The organism is Ruegeria sp. HKCCD7303, assembly GCF_013111185.1.
Lineage (GTDB): Bacteria > Pseudomonadota > Alphaproteobacteria > Rhodobacterales > Rhodobacteraceae > Ruegeria.
Genome location: NZ_WVRE01000002.1, coordinates 388,006 through 407,272 on the forward strand (window position 1 = coordinate 388,006; position 19,267 = coordinate 407,272).

The window sequence follows — 19,267 nt, forward strand, 5'->3', positions numbered from 1 at the left end:
AGTTCACAAATGTTCTTAAAAAGTTCTTTACCGACTCGGTTAAATATGAGAACAAAAGGTCAACAAAGGATTAAAGCTCTGACCGGAGGTGACCCTATGCTGACCCAGATCAAGACCGCTTTCACCCGCGCGCAATCGACCATTTTTCAGGATGCGGTTGGCGTGATGTCTTTGGTCGTGATCCTGATGGTAGCTTTGCACCTGCCGGTTGGTTTCTAAGCCTTTCTGCCTGCGATCTCGTGCCGAAAAAACCGCGCTGTCATCCCCATTTCAGTCAAGGGTGACCTGCCTGTCCCAAACCCCTTGAGGGGCCATGCCTCGGCCCCGCGCGGTGAACCGGACCCCACACGAGACACGCAATGCCTGCCGCCGCCCTTTCGCCCGGAAGGAGCGGCGGTTTTTTTACAGCAGACCAGTTTTGAAGATCCCAAGCAGCGCGGACAGGACAGAGTTGAGCGCGACAAACACAGCTATTATCCCGATCGGGTCAATAACAACCCAAAGCGTGACGAAATGCTCTCGCAGTTTGTTCTAACCCATTCCTCCTGAAATCTGACCTGAGGCGGAATAGGTTTACTTTAATTTGCCAAGTTTATGCGCAATGGGCCTGTTCGGCCTGTGCCATGGCCTCGGCTGTGGCATCCAGCGCCAGAAGGATCGAGGCGTGCCGGTTCTTATAATCCCGTGCCGGCATAAGGACTTCGAGCCCGTCGAAGGGAGCATCTGGGGCAGGTCCATCTTTTTTCAGCATTGCAGCCAACTGATCGCGAGCAGCTTCGACCTGAGCACGCGTCGCGCCAATGATCGCATCCCCCACGACCGCGGCAGAAGCTTGACCCAAGGCGCAGGCTTTGACGTCCTGACCAAAGGCACGCACCCGGCCGTCCTGAACCTTGACATCCACTGTCACGGTCGAGCCGCACAGCGGTGACCGTTTCTTGACCGTTGCATCTGGGTCGTCCAGACGGTCAAGATGCGGAATATCTGCCGCCAGCGCTAGAATGCGCCCGGAATACAGCTTTATCAGGTCGTTCTCGCCGCTCATGGCTTTCCCTCGTCGTGTGTTCCTCATACATAGTGGCCAGCCCACCGGATGCAAAAGGTTTTTCGAGATGACTGAGCCTGTCATATTTGACCCATCGACATTAAAATATAATGAGGCGGGCCTGATCCCCGCAATCGCACAGGATGACGCGTCTGGCGAGGTTCTGATGATGGCCTGGATGAATGCTCAGGCCGTTGAAAAGACGCTGGAAACGGGCAGGGTGACCTATTGGTCGCGGTCTCGTCAGTCTTTCTGGATCAAGGGCGAAACATCAGGCCACACACAAGAGCTTGTGGATTTTCGGATCGATTGTGACCGCGATTGCCTTCTGGTACTGGTGCGTCAGACCGGGGCTGCTTGCCACACAAATCGCCGGACCTGCTTTTATACTGCTGTTCGTGACGGGGCCGAGACAGAATTGATGGCTCCGATGGAATAAGCGCGCCGGATCAAAGCCCGACCATACGCCGAATGTCAGCGGGGCTGGCGCCTTCAGCGCGATATTTTGCGATCGCACGCGCATCGTCGCGCTTGGCCAATCGTTTGCCTGCATCATCACGGATCAGATCGTGGTGAAAATACTCGGGCGTTGGTAAATCCAATAGAACCTGAAGCAGAACATGGATGCGGGTCGCTTCGAACAGATCCCGACCCCGAACAACACGCGTGATTCCTTGCGCCGCGTCGTCCAGGACAACGGACAGATGGTAAGACGTGCCCATGTCGCGGCGGGAGAGAACAACATCTCCGACGGTTGTTTCCATCTCATCCGGAGTGAAGGTGATTACACCTGTTTCCCCGTCGGGGCCGGAACCGAGTTCAGTGAACTGAAGTCTGGACCTCTCCTGAATCGCTTGACAAGCCTTGGAAATGTCCAGCCGTACAGCTTCGTGTTTTGGGCGAAGGTGTTGGGTTAAATCTTTGCTTGCATTGAATTTACGACAGGTCCCGGGATAGATTATTCCGTCAGGCCCGTGCAGCGGTGCGCCTTCCTGCGGAGCGCTGGCTGCAGCGGCAATATCTTTGCGGTTGCAGGTGCAGGGATACAGAAAGCCCCGCGCCCAGAGTTGATCCAGGGCGGCATCGTAAACCGCCATGCGATCCGATTGGCGCATAAGAGGACGTGGCCAATTCAGGCCCAGCCAGGTCAGATCATCATATATCTGATCCTCCCAATGCCGTCGCGAACGGGATTGGTCGATATCCTCGATCCGCAGCAGGAACTGACCACTTTCAGCTTTGGCCATGTCGTTGGCCATCAATGCGGAATAAGCGTGGCCCAGATGAAGTGGCCCGGTTGGAGATGGCGCAAAGCGCGTCAGGAAAGTCACGCTTTTTCTATTATATACACGTCTGCGTTAAGGTTGATTCCGGGTAGATGCGGCCCATGTTCACGAAATAGCAAACGTGCGGCCCCCATGTCGACCCAATCCGTAACGCGGCAGGTGAAAGTGTGATCTGCCAGCGCGTGATCATTCAAAGAAAACGCAAACAGCCCTCCTTTGGGTAAAGCATGCATCAAAGCGTCGATTGTCTCTGCCGGGGCAGCGCCCTTACCGATGACACCGATGGCTGTGACAATCGAATATGCACCACGTTTGAGCGGAGCTGGCTTGGTGATATCGAAGCCGGTCAGCTTTCTGTACACACCCTTAGCATTTGCCTCTTCCAGCATTTTGGGAGTGGGATCCATGCCATCGATAGTCTCGAACCCGACTGAGCGCAAAGCCTGACCGGACATTCCGGTTCCACATCCAAAGTCCAGCACCGGGGTTTCAGGGTGGGGGTGGGCAGACCACAACGCCGCCGCCACGCGACCTGGCGTGACATATCCATGATCTTCGACCTCTTTATCATAGGTCGCCGCCCAGTTCTTGTAGTGCGATTCTGTTTCTTGTGGTGTGTCGAGGTTGTAGGTGCTGTCTAGGAACTTGTCGGTCATACCTGCATGCTAGGCCGAGACCGTATTGTGCGTCCAGTCAGCAATGCTCCAACCAGGTGCTCCATTCCAACTTGGCGCGGTCCGTATAGGCTTTGTACCGGTCCTTCCGGCCTCGCCGCCCACCTTTCAGACCATCCACCGGACGGAATAGACCAAAATTCACATTCATCGGCTGAAAGGTCTTGGCCTCGGCCCCACCGGTAATGTGATGAATCAAAGCGCCCATTGCGCTGTCCTGCGGCACGTCCGGCAGATCACGCCCAAGTATTTCTGCTGCTGCCAGACGCCCTGCCAGCAAACCCATTGCGGCGCTTTCGACATAGCCCTCGACGCCCGTGATCTGCCCGGCGAACCGGATATTCGGCTTGGATTTCAGTCGCATCTGCGCGTCAAGCAACGTGGGTGAGTTGATGAATGTGTTGCGGTGAATGCCGCCCAAGCGAGCAAAGCTGGCGTTTTCCAGGCCGGGGATCATGCGGAACACCTCGGTCTGGGCACCGTATTTCATCTTGGTTTGGAAACCCACGATGTTGAACAACGTGCCCAGTGCATTGTCGCGGCGCAGCTGCACCACGGCATGAGGTTTGACGTCCGGTGCATGTGAATTGGTCAGGCCGACCGGTTTCATAGGACCATGGCGCAAGGTTTCGCGCCCGCGTTCTGCCATGACCTCGATGGGCAGGCAGCCGTCAAAGTAACCGGCTGTTTCGCCCTCGTGGAACTCGGTCTTGTCAGCAGCCAGAAGTGCGTCGATGAACGCCTCGTACTGATCACGGTCCATCGGGCAGTTCAGATAGGCTGTGCGCTCTTCTTCTGTTTCGCCTTTGTCGTACCGCGACTGCATCCAGGCCTTCGACATGTCGATGCTCTCGGCATAAACGATGGGCGCAATGGCATCAAAGAAGGCCAGCGCCTCGGCACCAGTTTCCGAGCGGATCGCTTCGCCCAGTGCTGGCGAGGTCAAGGGCCCTGTTGCAAAAATCCATTGGCCGTCATCGGGTAGGGTGGTCACTTCTTCATCCGTGACCGAAACGCGTGGGTGGGCGCGGAGTTTTGCGGTGACGCTTTCGGCAAAAGGGTCACGATCCACCGCAAGCGCCCCTCCTGCGGGCAGGCGATGGGCGTCGGCCGTTGTCATGATCAGCCCGTTGGCAGCCCGCATTTCCCAATGCAGCAGGCCCACAGCATTCTGTTCGTCATCATCTGACCGGAACGAGTTCGAGCAGACCATTTCAGCCAGATTGCCGGTTTGATGGGCAAAGGTACCAACGGTTGGGCGCATTTCGTGAATCACCACGTCAACGCCCATTTCCGCCGCTTGCCACGCCGCCTCGGATCCGGCCATGCCGCCGCCTACAATGTGCAAAACTTGTGTCATGCGCTGCCACATAGGACAGACCACAATCGGGCGCAACTCAGCCAGCGCCAGTTTCGCTAATTTTAAAGGGGGGTCTTGGGGTCGCCGGTGCGGGAATGTCAGCGCTGGTGAGAGAGACCAGCTGGAGGGACCTTCCGCCCACGGCGACCCAAAAGTGTCCTGAGGCCTCAGCCTCGACCCAGCTTTGCCACAGAGTCGCCGTTTTGAAAAGTGCAAAAATCAAAACAGTGGCAAAAAATGTGCAAAACAATTGCCTCATTGGGTCCAATTGGGGGGGCGCTTTTCAATAAAGGCGGAAATGCCTTCTTCTGTGTCCCGGTGCAACATATTCTGCGCCATTACCTCTCCGGTATAGGTGTAGGCCTGATCCAGGGGCATCTGAAGTTGTTGATAAAACGCCTCTTTTCCGATTTTCACGGCAACGCCAAGCTTTGAGGCTACAAGCTCAGCCAATGCATTGGCTTCATGGTCCAGCTGCGATTCCGAAACGACGCGGTTGATCAGCCCAAGTTCTGCGGCCCTTTCGGCTGAAATGAACGCACCCGTCGTAAGCATCTCAAAAGCTTGCTTTCTGGGGATGTTACGGCTGAGCGCCACCATCGGAGTCGAGCAGAACAACCCAATATTGACCCCGTTCACGCCAAAGCGCGTACCCTCGGCTGCGACAGCCATGTCGCAGGTCGCAACCAGCTGACACCCGGCGGCAGTGGCGATTCCATGAACCTGAGCGATTACGGGTTGAGGAATCGATTGGATCGACATCATCATCCGGGCGCACTGTGCAAACAGATCCTGAAAATAAGCTTTTCCGCCATCCTCAGATTGACGCCCGGCCGTCATCTGTTTCAGGTCGTGCCCGGCACAGAAAGCCTTTCCAGCGCCTGACAGGATCACTGCGCGGATGGACCTGTCATCGCGCAAAGCGTCAAGTTCATCCTGAAGCGCAGCCAGCATCTCTTCGCTCAGCGCGTTCAACCGCTCGGGCGCGTTCATTGTAAGCCGTGCCACCGCGCCAGTGTCGTTACGTTCCAGAATTGCCATCTTGCCCTCCGATCCCAAGTTGGGCCAACTCTAGGTCGGGAAGAGCAGGAGGGAAAGTATGGCTTTGGCAATGAACAGGGATGAACTGTCGCAATACCTAAAAGAGGTGTTTCCTCAGGTTCATGAGGATTTTGTTGTCGAAGAACTGGCCGAAGAAAACATTACCATGCGCCTTGTGGTCCAGGACCGGCACTTGCGCCCCGGGGGCACAGTGTCTGGCCCGTCCATGTTTGGTCTGGCGGATGTCAGTGTGTACGCTATGGTTTTGGCGCGAAAAGGGCGGCAATCCCTGGCGGTGACGACCAGCAGTTCGCTGGATTTTCTTCGCAAACCCGCAGGTGGCGCCGATCTGATTGCGACTTGCCGATTGCTTAAGTTAGGTCGAACATTGGCCGTCGGCGATGTTTTGATCTATTCCGAAGGCATGGACGAGCCGGTTGCGCGGGCCAGCATGACGTATTCCATTCCACCGGCAGGCTCGGCCGCGGCGCGGTTCGGCTAAAAAAGGCCGGGGACTGGCCCCGGCCCAGGAAGAGGTCCCAATAATTGGGACTGGGGATGATTCAGATCTGCCAGAAGTAGCGTTTTACTTCACGGTCCGCCTGCGTGCGGGTCAGGCCAACATCTTTCAACAGCCGATCATCCAGATTGCCCAGATTGACGCGACTGCGACGGCGGCGTTCCCATTGAGTGACCGCAGCCGCAAACCGCACGGCCAGCACAGCGATCAGCGGCAGCCGAGGGCTGGCGTTCAGCAGTATAAGGGCGGGGTTGTGCATTGTGCGTGTCATCTCAGAGTTCCTTTCAAATTGTATTGACACAAAGCAGTGATATTCGGTACAAGATGTTGATACATTCAATATTGTGTCAAAATCAAAGGAAGAATTGTAATGGATACAATTTGGCCGGAAGAGTTGCCGAAAGCCAAGGGGCCAAAGTATACTTTGGTTGCTGACACAATACGAAAAGCAATTGAGAGCAAAGCGTTAGACATCGGATCTAAGCTGCCGCCGGTGCGCGAACTGGCGTATCGATTGCAGATCACACCGGGTACTGTTGCACGGGCCTATACGATTTTGACGGATGAAGGCTTGTTACAAGCAGAGGTCGGACGTGGTACATTTGTAGCCCCTCCGAAATCCCCGATTCTGGATGATGTCTGGTCACGTCAGTTGCATTTGGCCGAAGCACAGAATGCCAATCACGTCAGCCTGTTCAGTCCAAGATTGGCGGATATGGGGCAGGTGTCGTTGATACGGGAGTGTTTGCAGAAAGTTGCGCAGTCCGATCCCGCATTATTTATGAACTATCCAACCCGCGATGCCTACAAGCCAATGCGCCAGGCCGTGGTCGACTGGTTGTCGGATTTGCCGTTGGGTCCGCTGACAGATGACGACATCGTTTTGACTCATGGCGGTCAGAACGGATTGTGTCTTGTGTTTCAAAGTATTCTTCAAGGTCCCAAACCGGTCGTACTGGTCGAAGACCTGTCCTACGCGGGCTTTCGCCGCGCCGGTGAATTGATGCGGGCTGAGGTGGTTGGCATTCGGATGGATAAATGGGGTATCGACCCCACCGCGATGGAACATGTTTTGCGGCAGACACCCGCGCAGGCGATTTGCGTTTCACCCGAGGTGCAGAACCCGACCGCGCTGCACACCCCGCTTGAGCGGCGCAAAGAAGTGGTTGAAGTTGCGCGAAAATTCGATGTGCAGATCGTGGAAGATGACTGTTATCGCATGGGTGAGGCTAAAGAGCCCAGCTATCGTGCCTTGGCGCCCGAGCGGGGCTGGCATGTATCGTCGATCTCAAAAGTGCTGACGCCATCACTGCGCGTCGGGTTTGCCATTGCCCCGAAAGAGCGAAGTGTGGATCTGAGACGCTCGGCAGAGTACGGGTATTTTGGGCTGGCGCAGCCGTTGGCAGAGCTCACCCGATTGCTTTTGTCTGATCCCCGTACGCGGCAGATCGCCAAAGATGTCAGAACCCGAATGGGCGAATATGTACGCGTTACGGTGAACGCGTTGGGTGGTTTTGACCTCACGTGGGCACCAGACGTACCGTTTGTCTGGCTAAACCTGCCATCTGGGTGGCGGGCAGCGGCCTTCAGCCGGGCGGCAGAGCGTGAAGGAATACAATTGCGTTCGGCGGACGAATTCGCTTTGCGCGATGGCCGTGCACCAAATGCGGTTCGCATTGCAATGAACGGGCATGTCTCGTTGCAACGGTTCGAGGACGCAATGCTTCGGCTGCGTGCGTTACTGGACAATCCACCCGAGCAAATCAGCGTTTAGATTGGGGTAAAATAATACCTATTTTTTAAGATGTTGTTTTGCCTAGTAAAAAACAGGTTTACTGCGCTTGACGTGCGCGCGGCCACCCCATAGAACCCCACCATCGAATTCGGACCGCTCTGTCTTGGGGCGGTCTTTCACATCAAACAGGACTATCCTGCCATGAAAACCTTTTCTGCAACACCTGCAGACATCGACAAGAAGTGGATCCTGATCGACGCCGAGGGCGTTGTTCTGGGCCGTCTTGCCTCGATCGTCGCCATGCGCCTGCGTGGCAAGCACAAAGCGTCGTTCACCCCGAACATGGACATGGGCGACAATGTCATCGTGATCAACGCTGACAAAATCCAGATGACCGGCAAGAAGCGCGAAGAAAACTTCTACTGGCACACTGGCCACCCGGGCGGCATCAAATCGCGCACCAAGCAGCAGATCCTTGAGGGTGCACACCCCGAGCGCGTTGTGACCCAGGCGGTCAAGCGCATGCTGCCGGGCAACCGCCTGGCGCGTCAGCAGATGACCAACCTGCGCGTATACGCCGGTGCCGAGCATCCCCACGAGGCGCAAGCGCCCGAAGTTCTGGACGTTAAGTCCATGAACAAGAAAAACACCCGGAGCTAATGACCGATGGCTGATCAGATCAATACTCTCGAAGAGCTGAGCGCCGTCGCAGGCGTTGAAACCGTGGCCGAAGAAGTCATCGTGCGTGAACCCGTACGTGACGAGCTGGGCCGCTCCTACGCCACCGGTAAGCGTAAAGACGCTGTTGCCCGCGTTTGGATCAAGCCGGGTTCCGGCAAGGTCACCGTAAATGGCAAAGACCAGGACAAGTATTTTGCGCGTCCGGTTCTGCAGCTGATCCTGCGCCAGCCGTTCCAGGTTGCTGGTGTTGAAGGTGAATTCGACGTTGTCGCAACCGTCAAAGGCGGGGGCCTGACCGGTCAGGCGGGTGCGGTCAAGCACGGCATCTCGAAAGCGCTGCAACTGTACGATCCGAACCTGCGTGGCGCTCTGAAAGCCGCAGGCTTCCTGACCCGCGACAGCCGCGTTGTGGAACGTAAGAAATTCGGTAAGCGCAAAGCCCGCCGTTCGTTCCAGTTCTCGAAGCGTTAATCGCCGGGACAATCCAAAAGAAAGGGCTCGCATCTGCGAGCCCTTTTTCGTTGCATTTACTGCGACTTATTCTTCGTAGACGAGCTTCCACGCGCCGTTTTCAACAACATTGACGAACACGGTATCCGCGCCTTGATGATCATCCGGCCCATAGGTGATGTGGTTGCCGACCAGATCGTCCTGATAGTCCAGCGATTCCATGGCCTCGATGAAACTGTCATGGGTCAGATCAGGACCTGCGGCCTCCAGCGCTTTGACCATCATCTCGGCGGCGGAATAGCCCAGCATTGCAAACCCAACCGGATCTTCACCCGTGGCGGCCTTGTACTCTTCGATGAACGCGGCGGGGGCGGGCTCATCGGCGCGGGCCCACAGATCCTGCCACGAGGCGGCGGCATAGAAGCCGTCGGTCACGCCTCCGGGAACCTGCGCCACGACTGTCAGGAAGCTGGCCGAGGTGCCCAGGAATTTCATATCCGTCAGGCCCATCTTCTTGGCAGTACCCACCACAGTGATCGCCTGACGAACGCCCAGCGCCATCGTGACAATGTCACAACCTTCTTCCTTGAGTTTACTGAGCGAACCCACGAAATCGGTCTCATCTGGTTTATGAGTGGTCTCGGATCCAAATGTGATCCCGGCCTCTTCAGCCCCGGCCTGGCTGCCCTCAAGAATTTCTTCGCCGAAATCGGTAGGCAGGTACATCGTGCAAACGGTTTGTGATCCAAATTCACCTGCGAGGTATTTCACGCCAATGCGGGCTTGATCATAGTAAGTCGAGAATGAGGTGAACTTGTTGCGCATAGGCTCTTGCAACATCTGCCGCGCCGCCGTCAGGGGGGCAACGTTCGGAATTCCCTTTGGATCCAGCAGTTTGAAGCCGGCCATGTTCATCGGTGTGCCCAGTGATTGCAGCATCGCAAACACTTTGTCCCGGTTCAGCAGTTTGTTGTAACCCTGCATTGCACGCGGCATCTGATAGCCATTGTCTTCGACGACAAAGCGGATTTGTCGCCCGTGCACGCCTCCGGCTGCATTGACACGGTCAAACACAACATTTGCGCCTTTGGTGGCCGGAACGCCCACGGCTGCGAAGATACCACTCAGATCGTTGACCGACCCGATCACGATTTCATCGTCGGTTACGCCTTGGGTTTGCGCCAAACCTATGGTCGCCGAGGCGGTCAAGGCCGTGGCGACAGCCAATAGTTTGAATGACTCTCTCATTTCTCTCCTCCCGAAATTCCCTTGTCTAACTGTACATGTCTTCAATCAGATGTCCGTGTTTCTTTTCCACCAAACCCCGTTTCAGCTTCATCGTAGCGGTCAGTTCATCGTCTTCGGCTGTTAAAAGCACGTCGATCAGCCGGAAATCCTTGATCTGTTCAACCCGTGCAAACTGGGTATTCACGGCTGCAACTTCGGCACCGATCAGATCGCATACCTCAGGCGCGGCACAGAGTGAGGCGAAATTAGAAAACGGGATTTTTTGATCTTGTGCAAATTTCTCGACATTCTCCTGATCAATCATGATCAGGGCCGTCAGGTATTTTCGCCGGTCACCGATCAGGATCGCATCAGAAATATAATGACTGAACTTCAACCGGCTTTCGATCTCGGCCGGGGTAATGTTCTTACCACCCGCGGTGATGATAATGTCTTTAAGGCGGCCCGTTATGGTGACGTAACCGTTCTTGTCGACATGCCCCATATCCCCCGTGCGCAGCCAGCCGTCAGCGGTAAATGTCTCGGCCGTCTTGGCATTGTTGCGCCAATATCCCTGAAAAATATTCATGCCTTTCAGCTGGATTTCACCGTCTTCTGAGATACGGATGTCGCAGCCTTCGACGGCTTGGCCGATGGTCCCGATCCTGTTGCTTTCAACGGTGTTGAGCGTGGCCAACCCGGCGGTTTCAGTCATCCCAAAACCTTCGACCAAAGGTACTCCGATGGCCCAGTACCATTTCAGCAAGTCAGTCGAAATCGGTGCAGCTCCGGTGCCGCCACGACGCAGTTGGTCCATGCCCAGCATACGACGCAGGTTCTTCAGAACCAGTTGATCCCATATCCAGAACTGCACCGCGATACCGATCGGAACGTGTTTCCCTGCCGCCCTGTATTCGGCGCGGCGAGCGCCTGCTTTCAATGCCATCCCAAAGGCCGCGCGCCCCAACGGTGTGGCCTCCTGCGTCAGAATTTGCACATGCGCATAAATCTTTTCCCACACGCGCGGCACAGCCGTGAAGGTCGAGGGCGAGACCTCCTGCAGGTTCGCAAATACGGTTTCCGGGCTTTCCGCGAAATTCACAGTGCAGCGGGCCGCAAGCGGGAAATAGACCGACACGTCCCGTTCCAGAATATGACACAGCGGCAGGAAGCAAAGCTGCTCATCACTGGCAAGAACCGGTAAGGCCCGCGCGCCGGATTCAATGGCAGCAAGGATATTCTCGTGGCTCAGCATCGCGCCCTTGGGCTGTCCTGTGGTGCCAGAGGTATAGACAAGCAGCGCCGTATCCTGCGGTTTCGCCAGCGCGATTTCGGCCTCGAACCGCCCGTGATCGGCTGTTTCTGCCTCTCGGCCAAGCGCGTAAAGGTCGTCGATCATCATGCAGCGTGGGTGCTTGAGGTCGTGCAGACCTTCGTCTTCCAGAATGATCACCTTGATCAGGTCCGGAACTTCGGCTTCGATTTCCAGGAACTTGTCCAGATGTTCTTCATCTTCGACAATCAGGAATTTGCTGCCACTGTCATTGATCAGGTATTGCAACTGACTGGCGGAATCGGTGGTGTAAACGCCCGAGGCTATCCCCCCGACGCCCTGAATACCCATGTCGAACCACGCCCATTCCTTGCGATCCTCGGATAGGATCGAGACCACATCGCCCCGTTCCAGCCCCAGTTTCCGTAGCGCCAAACCAATCCATTTGGCGTGTTGCCAGTAATCGGCCCATGAATAGGATCTCCAAATGCCTAGATCTTTTTCCCGATGCGCGGTGCGTTCGCCCAGCTCGGCGCAGCGGTGTTGAAACAGCTCGCTTATGGTGATGCAGCCGTCCACCCGCAGCGGCCTTTGACCTGTTGTTGCGTTAAAGCGCACGCCGTTGATTGTGGTCTGCGGGGGCAGGGGGCTGGCATCCATCCGTCTTACCTCCACGTCTTTTTCCGTTTCCAGCGCCGGTTTTCCCGCGCGCCGTCTTCACGCACACCAAGATAGAAGTTCTGAATGTCCTCGGATTTCAACAAAGCCTCGGCGCTACCGTCCATGACGATGCGTCCAACCTCCATCACATAGCCATGATGGGCCAGATCCAGTGCCGCATGAGCGTTCTGTTCGACCAGCATCATGGTCATCTTCTGTTCTTGGTTGAGGCGCCTGAGGATCTCAAAAATCTCTTGCACCAGCATCGGCGACAGGCCCAGTGATGGCTCATCCAGCAACATGATGCGAGGACGGGCCATCAGCCCACGTCCGATCGCCAACATTTGCTGCTGACCGCCTGACAGTGTGCCAGCCTCTTGCCCGCGTCGATCTTTGAGGACGGGGAAATAGCTAAAGACCAGTTCACGATCCTGCTCGATCTGGTCTTTGTCCTTGCGAGAATAGGCACCAAGGCTGAGGTTTTCATCAACAGTCAGAAGGGGAAAGACCTCGCGCCCTTCGGGGATATGCACGATCCCGCGTTGCACGACCTTATGTGGTTCGGCCCCCTGAATGTCTTGACCATCAAAGGTGATTTGTCCCTTTTCCGGGTCCATCACGCCCGACACGGTTTTCATCAGCGTCGTCTTTCCCGCGCCATTGGCCCCGAGGATCGACACGATCTGCCCCTTGTGCACATCCAATGAAACCCCGCGAATGGCCATGATGGGGCCATAAAAGCTTTCGACATTGCGTATTTTCAGGATCGGCTCGGTCATGAAACTTTTCCCAGATACGCTTCGATAACAGCCGGGTGGGCCTGCACCTGCGCCGGAGAGCCCAATGCCAGTTCAGCGCCGTCTGCCATGGCCAAAACCCGATCTGACACGCCCGAGACCAGGCCCATGTCATGTTCCACCATCAGCACGGTGATGCCCATCTGACGCCGGATGTCATCGATCCACCACCGCATGTCACTGGTTTCTTCGACCGACAGGCCTGAGGCGGGTTCGTCCAGCAACAGCAGTTTGGGATCAGTTGCCAGTGCGCGCGCGACCTCAACCACTTTTCGCACGCCATAGGGCAGCCCTGCGATCATCTTGTCGCGATAGGCCTGAAGATCGAGGAAATCGATGATCTCTTCGACCTTCTCGCGGTTTTCGATTTCCTGCCGTCGGGCGGACGGAAGGAACAAAAGCTCGGAAAGCAGATTTGTTTGTCGATGCCTATGCCGCCCAACCAGAAGGTTTTGCAGAACGGTTGCGTGCTCGAACAGTTCGATGTTCTGGAACGTCCGTGCCACGCCAAAGGTTGCAACGCCCGAGGGTTTGACACGTAGCAGATCATGGCTGTCGAACCGGATCGACCCGGCGTAGGGCTCGTAGAACCGCGAGATCAGGTTGAATACAGTCGATTTGCCAGCACCGTTGGGGCCGACGATGGCAAAAACCTCGCCCTCCAGCACTTCGAACGATAGGTTATCGACCGCAGTGAGGCCGCCGAACTTCAGGGTTACGTTTTCAAACTCCAGCAGGCTCATCTTAGACGCTCTGTCTTTAGATAAGATTTTTGCCGTTTGAACATGTCCTTGCGGTAGAAGGGGAACAACTCGAACCAAGTGCGGATCTTTAGCCAGCGACCATAAAGGCCCATGGGTTCGAACAGGATGAAGGCAATCAGGATCATGCCAAAGATTCCGAATTCCAGGCCTGGAATGGCGACTGTGTTTCCTCCGAACAAGGCTCCGACATATTCTTTAGAGATCGAAAGGAATTGCGGCAGGAACCCGATCACGATCGCACCCAGAAATGCCCCGTGGATCGACCCCAGTCCGCCAATCACGATCATCATCAGCAACTGGATCGAGATCAGAACACTGAAGGTTTCATTGTTGAAGGCACCGGCAAAAAGCCCCATCAAAGCCCCGGCCCAGCCCGTCACAGCACAGGACAAGGCAAATGAGATCATTTTGGTGCGCGCAATGTCGATGCCCATCGCCTGAGCCGAAACCTCTGAGTCACGCACAGCGATAAAACTGCGCCCCAGCGGTGCTCGCAGCAGGTTGATATAGCCCAAGGTGACTAGAACCGTTACGGTTAGAACCAGCCAAAAGAACAGATCCGGCGTACCCCAGCGATCTACCAAATGGCCAAAGATCTCGACCCCGCCGACATACTTGCCTGCGACGCCTCCAGTGATGGGTTCAGACAGAACGATGATGTCATCCATCAGGATCGAAAGGGCCATGGTGAAGATGGCCAGGTAGATACCGTGAAGGCGCAAGGCAGGGATGGCAACTGTCACGCCCGCGATGCCAGTCAGTATTCCTGCCAGTGGGAAAGCGACCAGAAAGGGAACCCCTGCTTCGATCAGTGCAACGTTGGCATAGCAGCCAAAAGCCAGAAAAGCGGCATGTCCCAGACTGACTTGCCCGGTATGGCCGGTCAGGATCATCAGGCCCAGCCCAGCAATGGTCCAGATTAAAACATTTGTCAGTTCACCCAGATAGAATGCGTCCAGCCACCATGGGGCCGCTGCAACGACGGCCAGAAGGATCAGATAAAGACACAGTTGATACCGGTCTTTCCAAGGCCGGATATCCTGCATGTAGTTGGTTTTAAACACGATCCGCATGAGTCAGACCTTTTTAACCCGAACCTGACTGAACAGCCCGTTGGGCCGGAAAATCAGCACGGCCAGCAGCAGAGCATAGGGCGCGACCTGGCTATAACCCGCGGCAATATAGCGGCTGGCAAAGGGTTCAATCACACCGACGATCAGCCCTCCGGCCAATGCGCCCGGCAGACTGCCAAAGCCGCCAATGACCGCTGCTGCAAAGGCCTTGATGCCCAGCAAACCGGTGGTCGGGTCCACCGCTCCCTTGGCGGCAAACAGGATACCGGCGATCCCGGCAACGATCCCGGCCAGTGCCCAGATAAAGCCCTGAACGCGTTTGACCGGAATGCCCATGTAATAGGCCGCCAATTGGTTTTGCGACGCGCCCTGCATCGCAAGGCCCAGTTTTGTGCGGCTGAAGAAGACATAAAGCGCCCCGGTCAGAAGGATCGTAACAACAATCACCGCCACATCTTCCATCCCCAGAACCAGACCGCCAAAGCGGACCTCTTTACCGGCAAGCGGGTTTTGCAGCGTTTGCGGCTCGTGCCCCCAGATCAACCCCGCAACAAAGCGGATCACGAACCCCAAAGCGATGGTCAGGATGACGACTGCGGTCTGGCTTTCACCGAACAATCGACGGATAATCAGCCGATCCAGCAGATAGCCTAAGGCACCCATAATCCCCAGTGAGATCGGCAGGGCGAGCCAGAAGGGCAGGCCCATATATTCAGTATTCGTCAGGCCGATAGTCACAAAGGCCCCCAGCATCATGAAATCACCCTGCGCGAAATTCACCGCTTCGGTCGCCTTGTAGATCAGAACAAAGCCAAGTGCGATCAGGCCATAGACGCAGCCATTCGCCAGTCCGCTGATCAGCAGCTGTGCGTTATCCAAACTGTCCTCCCTCCAACGAGCAACAGGTGCCGTCAGCCTCACGCAAGTCTTCGGGGTGCGTGGGGTTCTTCTACTATGGCGTGATTATCACCTTTCCGTCACTCTTTTTCAGCGCATTGGCTAAATTTGGCACCAGATCTCTGAGTGTAAGGTGTTCAGAAACATCTGTTTTCCAGCGCCCGTCTGCAAAACGCGCCTGAACCTCGGCCACCACCCGCATCTGATCGGCCGGTGGCGTCGACATCATCCATTGCGTCAGCCAAAAACCTTCGATCCGCTTGCCCATAAAGATCAACTGGCCGGTTTGGGTGAGCGTCGGCGCTTCGGTCGAAAGCTTGCCATAGGTGATCCAACGCGCTCGGTTTGGCATGGCGCAGAATAATTGTTCCGACAGTTGGTCAGTCACGGCGTCAAGGAAAACGCGTGGCTTCATGGACGTGCTCAGTCCGGCAAATTGCTCAACAACATCTGAATCTGTCGTCACCAGGACTTCGGCAGCGCCGAGGCTTTTCAACGTCTCAACGGTCTCCGCGCGCCGCACGAGCGCAATGGGTTTCAGCCCAAGATCACGCCCAAGGCTGCACATCAGTTTTCCAAGCTGGCTGGTTGCGGCAGACACGACAAACGCGTCGCCGTCGGCCTTGGCCATGTCTACCATCGCCATCGCGGTCAGCGGATTGACGATCTGCGCGGCCCCGTCATCGTCCGAGATATCCGGCCTTAACGGAATGCACATTTGCATCTGCGTGACAACATATTCCGCCCAGGCCCCCGATCCGGCAGCAACAAAGGCAACCCGCTGACCTTGCAGGGCTTCGGCACCTTTTCCGGTGGCCACAACATCACCGCATCCTTCGAAACCTGCAGGGGATCCCTTTACGCGAGGTTGGCCGTACTCGCCCTTGATGAAATGCAAGTCGGACGGGTTGACCGATGCGGTTCTCAATCTGATCAGAACCTGACCAGGGCCAGGCTGTGGCACGGGTATCTCTGCGGGTTCCAACCATTCGGCTGCGTCAGATATGGCTGGCCCGCTGGATGTGCCAGAATATCCTTCATGTTTTAATAGAGTGGCAAACATGGTCTGTGGCAGTTCTGTCATTTGGTCATCCTCAACAAATCTGAAGTCGAAATCGCCGTATTAAACACGTACCCTTAACAGGCGTGGCGCGTGCCGAGCTTTGGAATGAGCCAATCAAAAGCCGCTCGGGGCGTCAATTCAATGCCGAAATAACGTGGGGGCACCTAAGATGCGCCCATAGGGTGGGGCCAAACCACAAGGTCGACCCCAAGTATTTTATTGTTGTGTCAACAGGTTGGTCAGTTCCTGGATTTTCTGAGCGATGGTCTCAGGCGACGCTTTGATATCGTTTACGATCTGGATCGCCTGCTTTTTCAGGTCGGCCGCCAGAGTGCTTTCTTCCAGCGAAGCCATGATCCCGTCATAGTCGAAATTGGCTGGGTTTAGCTTGCCTTCCTGAATCCAGGAATTCAGCAACTCCTGCCCCTGATCGGTCAGCGCGGCGACCTGATCGCCCGCCTGTTGCGCAGCTTCTGACGCCTGATCCGCGACCGACGATGCCGCTTCGGCTGCCTGATCGGCCACTGATGCAGCCGCCTCAGAGGCTTGTTCCGTTGCGGTTTTAACGGCCTCTGACACAGCGTCTTGAGCGTCAGAGGCAGCGTCGGTCAAGGCATCGCCAGCTTCCTCTGCGGCTGTTTGCAAACGCTCTGCCGGAGTAGGTTCGGGTTGGTTGAGGTAATAGTAGCCGCCAACGCCGATTACAGCGATGATGACGGCCAAAATAAGAGTGCGCGACATATGAATCTCCTTTGAATTTGTGTCGCCGGGATGCCTGAAGACTAACGCAATGACAAAGGGGAATTCCTTTGAATTCTCAGCAGAATAGAGGTTTGAGCCAGCCTACGCTGATACAAGGCTTTGCATACGGCAACATCACGCTGCTTTGGGAAATCGCGCATTGCAATTGCGCAGCCATCCGCTTGCCCCACTAAAAGCCAGAGCAATTCTCTGCACAACTTTTGAATTCAAGGCCAAGCCGGGGAGTGGCGGAGAGACAGGGATTCGAACCCTGGGTGGGCTTGCACCCAAAACGGTTTTCGGTGCTGTCAAAAAGGTTTAGTCTGCTATGCTTTTGCTGACAATAAGGTGACCGCCACGAAAGGGGCGTGCAGTAATTCACGTAGGACAAAGTCAACAGATGTGGGTTAAACCGCCAAAGCGATTAACTTTCCAAGCATACGAACCACTTTCCCTTTTTCGACCTACCAATTGGTTGGGATCTGGTTTCATTTTCAAAAGCCAGCGTCGTCAGCGTCGACCGTTTATCGATGGGGAAAGTTCACCACGTAGGTCGATAACTGGCTTCCGTTTATGACTTGCGAATAATGAATTTTGCGAAGGATTTAATCAAACCAATATGTGTGCGATAGCGGCTACCTTCGACAGCCAGACTTAATTTAGCCCGACCCTAGTTTGTCTATAAGTCAAATTCGCGCTGTACACGGCTCACCACATCAAGCCTTGGTTTCGCGTGAGTTGTGTCCGGGTTCGCATTACTTTTCGAAAAAAGCCCGGCAGGATTTGTGAACCAACGTTTGCGAACACGCTCGGTAGAGTTATCCCGAAGTTTGTTGCTATTCGGAAAAAGCTCCGCTCGGTTTGGGAACCAACGTTCACGCACACGCTCATTAGAACTTGCGTATCGATTCATTATTGTTTCACGCTGCTCGTCGCTTAGACAAGTTGCAGGCCCGTCAATCATTGACGAAGCGTTGGGATCCTCAGCTTTGGAATTAAAAGCGCGTCGTGTCGCCGTTACGATGTCAGAAAGTTTTTCGTGATTACCTGCAAGACGCTTTACTTCGCGCATTGTCTCAAGTTCGACAGCGCTAAGTGCGGGGTTGACGCGTCCGCTTGTCAAACTCGCTGGCGCATCCAGCTTTACTCCAACAGCCTTAGAAAAAGAGATATGCGAGGAAATTGATTTGTCATAGACCAAGGGAACTACACGATTGAAGCCTGCCCCAATCCTATCGAGTATCATTTCGTAATCTAACGACAATTTGCCCTCGAGCAAATCACTTTGCACCTTATTTGCCTTTTCCCAGGAAACTTTGTGCGCCTTCCACATTTGGTTTATTAAGCTTTCCGCGTATTCGTCTTGCTTTCTCAAAAACAGCATTGCCCAGGTCTCGTTTGCTGCCGTTCTGGCGCGGTCAGAGAGTATCTTCAGCGCTTCGTCAGGTAGCGCGGAGAAATTCTCGTAGGAGATTATCGCCAATCGAGTGCCAGCGACTTCTTCTAAGCTTGAAAGGAGCGGGCCATCGTCCATTTTTAGAAGTGCGTCGTGAATTGACCGATGCCACCGCCCTTGTGAAAGAGGGTAAGCAAGATCATCGGACACGTTTCTTCGAATTATTTTTTGAAGAGCTTTAGAGCCGGTCTTCGGCATGCCAAAGTGGACAATCAGGCGATCGATCTTTGGTTCTTGAACGCGACTGGTGCGAATGGATGTCATTTTTGCGGGTTGAGTTTAATTTGGTAATTCACGTGTATTCCAAAGAATATCTCGTTCGTTTTTTAGTGCTTAAGCTGGTATCATGGCAGTTACTGGTGCTCAAGCGTATTTAGTTGTTGGGTTTCGCCTGATGATCCCGATGCCAGAAGATGGCCGTTCAACATGGAATATCTCTCATAGCTCGTGGGACCGATAGGGGGTATGACCGGCGTGTCGCTCGTCGTCTTGCCGGTTCATAACCTTAGGCATCATACCGGCCC

At 55.3% G+C, this 19,267-nt stretch carries 21 protein-coding genes; 6 read left to right on the forward strand and 15 right to left on the reverse strand.

Translation table 11 applies throughout. The features are described from left to right. The first annotated feature begins 96 nt into the window (after window positions 1-96). The gene (locus GS630_RS22500; RefSeq protein ID WP_256368504.1) at window positions 97-219 is read left to right on the forward strand and encodes a hypothetical protein; all 123 of its coding nucleotides are present in this window, start codon (window positions 97-99) and stop codon (window positions 217-219) included. 373 nt (window positions 220-592) lie between these two features. Here GS630_RS22500 and GS630_RS06545 read toward each other — a convergent pair whose 3' ends face one another. After that, entirely contained in the window at window positions 593-1,045 is a 453-nt protein-coding gene (locus tag GS630_RS06545; protein ID WP_171234306.1) for an iron-sulfur cluster assembly scaffold protein, read from the reverse strand. Between the two features lie 67 nt (window positions 1,046-1,112). Between GS630_RS06545 and hisI the strand changes: the two genes are divergently transcribed. Next, window positions 1,113-1,484: a phosphoribosyl-AMP cyclohydrolase gene (hisI, locus tag GS630_RS06550; RefSeq protein WP_171173938.1), complete on the forward strand. Its 372-nt coding sequence runs from the start codon at window positions 1,113-1,115 to the stop codon at window positions 1,482-1,484. 10 nt (window positions 1,485-1,494) lie between these two features. Here hisI and gluQRS read toward each other — a convergent pair whose 3' ends face one another. The 4 genes from gluQRS to GS630_RS06570 form a co-directional block, all read right to left on the reverse strand. Next, entirely contained in the window at window positions 1,495-2,376 is an 882-nt protein-coding gene (gene gluQRS, locus GS630_RS06555; RefSeq protein ID WP_171618995.1) for a tRNA glutamyl-Q(34) synthetase GluQRS, read from the reverse strand. After that, a complete protein-coding gene (locus GS630_RS06560; protein WP_171173943.1) occupies window positions 2,373-2,987 on the reverse strand; it encodes a class I SAM-dependent methyltransferase in 615 nt (204 codons plus the stop codon). The genes gluQRS and GS630_RS06560 overlap by 4 nt, the downstream gene beginning before the upstream one ends. A 37-nt stretch (window positions 2,988-3,024) precedes the next feature. Then, window positions 3,025-4,365: a methylenetetrahydrofolate--tRNA-(uracil(54)-C(5))-methyltransferase (FADH(2)-oxidizing) TrmFO gene (trmFO, locus tag GS630_RS06565; protein WP_171618996.1), complete on the reverse strand. Its 1,341-nt coding sequence runs from the start codon at window positions 4,363-4,365 to the stop codon at window positions 3,025-3,027. 255 nt (window positions 4,366-4,620) lie between these two features. After that, a complete protein-coding gene (locus tag GS630_RS06570) occupies window positions 4,621-5,406 on the reverse strand; it encodes an enoyl-CoA hydratase (RefSeq protein ID WP_171618998.1) in 786 nt (261 codons plus the stop codon). Between the two features lie 58 nt (window positions 5,407-5,464). Here GS630_RS06570 and GS630_RS06575 point away from each other — a divergent pair, with 58 nt between their 5' ends. Further along, a complete protein-coding gene (locus GS630_RS06575; protein WP_171173949.1) occupies window positions 5,465-5,908 on the forward strand; it encodes a PaaI family thioesterase in 444 nt (147 codons plus the stop codon). A 61-nt stretch (window positions 5,909-5,969) separates the two neighbouring features. On the opposite strand, the gene GS630_RS06580 is transcribed toward GS630_RS06575, so the two are convergent. Further along, window positions 5,970-6,197, reverse strand: coding sequence for a DUF1127 domain-containing protein (locus GS630_RS06580; protein WP_171173951.1), 228 nt, complete (start codon window positions 6,195-6,197; stop codon window positions 5,970-5,972). 99 nt (window positions 6,198-6,296) lie between these two features. Between GS630_RS06580 and GS630_RS06585 the strand changes: the two genes are divergently transcribed. From GS630_RS06585 to rpsI, 3 genes are all read left to right on the forward strand, one after another. After that, window positions 6,297-7,700 (forward strand): PLP-dependent aminotransferase family protein, encoded by a 1,404-nt coding sequence (locus tag GS630_RS06585; protein ID WP_171619000.1) that lies wholly within the window; start codon window positions 6,297-6,299, stop codon window positions 7,698-7,700. A 162-nt stretch (window positions 7,701-7,862) separates the two neighbouring features. Then, window positions 7,863-8,321 carry a 50S ribosomal protein L13 gene (rplM, locus tag GS630_RS06590; RefSeq protein WP_039536983.1) on the forward strand — a complete coding sequence of 153 codons (459 nt, stop codon included), beginning with the start codon at window positions 7,863-7,865 and terminating at the stop codon, window positions 8,319-8,321. Between the two features lie 6 nt (window positions 8,322-8,327). Then, the gene (rpsI, locus tag GS630_RS06595; protein WP_171090107.1) at window positions 8,328-8,813 is read left to right on the forward strand and encodes a 30S ribosomal protein S9; all 486 of its coding nucleotides are present in this window, start codon (window positions 8,328-8,330) and stop codon (window positions 8,811-8,813) included. Window positions 8,814-8,879: 66 nt separating this feature from the next. On the opposite strand, the gene GS630_RS06600 is transcribed toward rpsI, so the two are convergent. The 9 genes from GS630_RS06600 to GS630_RS06640 form a co-directional block, all read right to left on the reverse strand. Next, a complete protein-coding gene (locus GS630_RS06600; RefSeq protein WP_171173955.1) occupies window positions 8,880-10,040 on the reverse strand; it encodes an ABC transporter substrate-binding protein in 1,161 nt (386 codons plus the stop codon). A gap of 25 nt (window positions 10,041-10,065) precedes the next feature. Continuing rightward, entirely contained in the window at window positions 10,066-11,952 is a 1,887-nt protein-coding gene (locus tag GS630_RS06605) for a long-chain fatty acid--CoA ligase (protein ID WP_171619002.1), read from the reverse strand. A 5-nt stretch (window positions 11,953-11,957) separates the two neighbouring features. Further along, window positions 11,958-12,731, reverse strand: coding sequence for an ABC transporter ATP-binding protein (locus tag GS630_RS06610; protein WP_171173959.1), 774 nt, complete (start codon window positions 12,729-12,731; stop codon window positions 11,958-11,960). After that, entirely contained in the window at window positions 12,728-13,492 is a 765-nt protein-coding gene (locus tag GS630_RS06615; RefSeq protein ID WP_171619004.1) for an ABC transporter ATP-binding protein, read from the reverse strand. Before GS630_RS06615 ends, GS630_RS06610 begins: the two co-directional genes overlap by 4 nt. Then, a complete protein-coding gene (locus tag GS630_RS06620; protein WP_171619006.1) occupies window positions 13,489-14,586 on the reverse strand; it encodes a branched-chain amino acid ABC transporter permease in 1,098 nt (365 codons plus the stop codon). Before GS630_RS06620 ends, GS630_RS06615 begins: the two co-directional genes overlap by 4 nt. Before the next feature lie 3 nt (window positions 14,587-14,589). Then, on the reverse strand, window positions 14,590-15,465 hold the full coding sequence (locus GS630_RS06625) for a branched-chain amino acid ABC transporter permease (RefSeq protein ID WP_171173965.1): 876 nt from the start codon (window positions 15,463-15,465) through the stop codon (window positions 14,590-14,592). A gap of 73 nt (window positions 15,466-15,538) precedes the next feature. Next, window positions 15,539-16,567: an alcohol dehydrogenase catalytic domain-containing protein gene (locus GS630_RS06630; RefSeq protein WP_171237594.1), complete on the reverse strand. Its 1,029-nt coding sequence runs from the start codon at window positions 16,565-16,567 to the stop codon at window positions 15,539-15,541. A gap of 195 nt (window positions 16,568-16,762) precedes the next feature. Continuing rightward, on the reverse strand, window positions 16,763-17,287 hold the full coding sequence (locus GS630_RS06635; RefSeq protein ID WP_171173969.1) for a hypothetical protein: 525 nt from the start codon (window positions 17,285-17,287) through the stop codon (window positions 16,763-16,765). A 679-nt stretch (window positions 17,288-17,966) separates the two neighbouring features. After that, a complete protein-coding gene (locus GS630_RS06640; protein ID WP_171619008.1) occupies window positions 17,967-19,007 on the reverse strand; it encodes a hypothetical protein in 1,041 nt (346 codons plus the stop codon). Between the last annotated feature and the right edge of the window lie 260 nt (window positions 19,008-19,267).